The organism is Variovorax paradoxus (genome assembly GCF_000834655.1).
Taxonomy (GTDB): domain Bacteria; phylum Pseudomonadota; class Gammaproteobacteria; order Burkholderiales; family Burkholderiaceae_C; genus Variovorax; species Variovorax paradoxus_F.
Genome location: NZ_JXQQ01000113.1, coordinates 1 through 2265, shown reverse-complemented (window position 1 = coordinate 2265; position 2265 = coordinate 1). Strand labels below are relative to the sequence as shown.

Below are 2265 nucleotides of genomic sequence, written 5' to 3'. Positions count from 1 at the left end.
ACCACCGTCGCTGTCTGCGGCGACAGCACCCGATGGTCGACACTGTGAAAACCGCGCCCGGGCATCCACGGGACAAAGCGGCGGCTGCAGACGAAGCGATTTCTGTATTCGGCCCGCGAACCGTCGGCCTCGCCTTTTGTCGCGCCGGGCTCCTGCAGATAGTTGTTGCTGGCCGTGTGCTCCACCGACAGGATCAGAAATTCGCTTTCTTCACCCGTGCCCGGCGTACGTCCGAAATGGTCGATCAGCCGGAACCATCGCCCAGGCAATGCAAAACGGTTGTTGCCCCGGGCCTCGAAATGCTTGGCCTTCGCCTCGATCTCGCCAATGCGCCGCCGCGCCACGGCCTCGCCCTCGAGCAAGGTCTTGAAGTGGCGCGCACCGCCGTATTCGTGCACCTCAAGTCGCGGCACATCGCCCTGCTGGTTGTTGCTTGGCATCTCGGCATGCTGTGAACGCGGGTTCTTGAAGTCGAAGGCACTGACTGCAGCCTGGGCCGACACCAACTCGCGCACGGCGCTCCACTGGCCGATGCCATCTTCTTCCTGCGCACCGCCCTCGTCCTGGAAGCGGATCTCGGACGATGAGCCGTCCACAGCCTTGGCAAGCGTGCTGTCGTCGCACAGGTGCAGGGTGTGCCCTTCGGCCGAATGCTCGTACCAGTAGCTGCAGCCAGCCGCCTCCCAGCACCGGTGCAGGTAGTTGTGGTCGGTCTCTCCGCCCGCACCGCCGCCTTGCACCGCCATCGTGTGAGGTGGGTCTTCGCCGCGAACGAGCCACTCCCACTTGGGCAGCACGCCGTAGTCGTTGAAGATGGCCTCGGTCTGCGCGCGCAACGTCTGGCCATGGAACAGCCGGTTGTTCGCGCGAAGCCGCAGGTACTTGAGCCACGGACCGAGCCGGGCTTCGTAGAACGCCAGGTTGCCATCGGTGCGCACGAGTCGGAACCCGAAGACGATTCCGGTGAAGTGGCGCAGCGTGCCGTCGGGCCGCACGAGTTCCACGCAGAGCATCTTGCCTTGCAGATCCTTCAGGGCCAGCCCCGCATCGCTGCTGAGCAGCCCGGCCGCGAACTCGAAATCGTGCGACAGGCCTTCGAACGCATGCAGCGTGTTGACCACGAGGTCGCTCCCCGCCGGCGCCCCACCCTGCGGGAACGACAGCCGCAGCAAGCGGGCGTGCTGGCGCTCGGAGACAAGCTCCGCCAATGGACTGCTCAACCGACCGGCCGGAGCCATGGGGCTACTCCCTGGATCACCATGACATGGTTCATGCTGCCTCCGTGCGATTCTTATTTTGAGAAATTCCGCTGCCTCACGCCTTGCCCGACTGCGGCCCGGCGCGTCAGATCATGGGCGAATGAAGGTAACGGCAATGCGTCTTCGGGATAGGTATCTCGGCATATTCTTACGCGTGGCGGCCGTGTTGTCGCATCGTGTCAACCCGCGTAAGTCATTTGGCTGACAGGGCCGGCGAGACCGTGGCAGAAGGTGTCAACCTTCCATCCATGTGTTCATCGGTCGATGATCAAACTGACTCAGGCCGCGCATCGCCATCGCGATAACGCTGCGGCGTCACGCCATGCTGCCGCGCGAACGCACGCTGCAGTGCGTCCACCGAGCGGAAGCCGCTGCGACTCGCAATGCGCTCCTGCGTCCATCCCGTCTGCCGCAGCAACTGCGCCGCGGCAGCCACGCGCGTCTTCTCGACGAACCGCGCCGGCGTGCATCCCGTCTCCGCAGCGAATGCCCGCGCGAAATTCCGTGGACTCATCTGCACGCGCCCGGCCAACACCTCGACCGACAACGGCTCCTGCGGATGCGTGCCGATCCACGCCACCAGTTCGCGCAACCGATGACTCGCCGCGCCCTGCGCCTGCAGCGCCTGGCTCAGTTGCGGCTGCTCCGCACCGCGCAGCATCGGCAGCGCGAGCGTGCGTGCGATGTCCATCGACACCGCATGGCCAAGGTCGTCTTCGACCAGCGCGAGCGCAAGCTCGATGCCGGTCGTGACACCGGCCGATGTCCATACCGGGCCATCGCGCACATAGATGCGCTCGCGCTGCACGCGTGTCTGCGGTCGCAGCGCCTGCAGCTGGTCGCACCAGCGCCAGTGCGTGGTGGCCTCGCGGCCATCGAGCAGGCCCGCTGCCGCGAGCGCGAAGGCACCGCTGCACACGCTCGCAACGCGCCGGATGTTCGGCGCGGCCGCCTCCAGCCACGCGCCGATGCGGTGCTCGACGATCGCCTGGCGCACCGCCGGCTC

The 2265-nt window shown here is 66.1% G+C and carries 2 protein-coding genes; both read right to left on the bottom strand.

The features are described from left to right. On the bottom strand, nt 1-1238 hold a 1238-nt coding region (locus RT97_RS28920), incomplete at its 3' end, for a type VI secretion system Vgr family protein (protein ID WP_042582311.1). Between the two features lie 289 nt (nt 1239-1527). After that, nucleotides 1528-2265, bottom strand: a 738-nt coding sequence (locus RT97_RS28915) for a GlxA family transcriptional regulator (RefSeq protein ID WP_042582310.1), incomplete at its 5' end; no start/stop codon positions are given.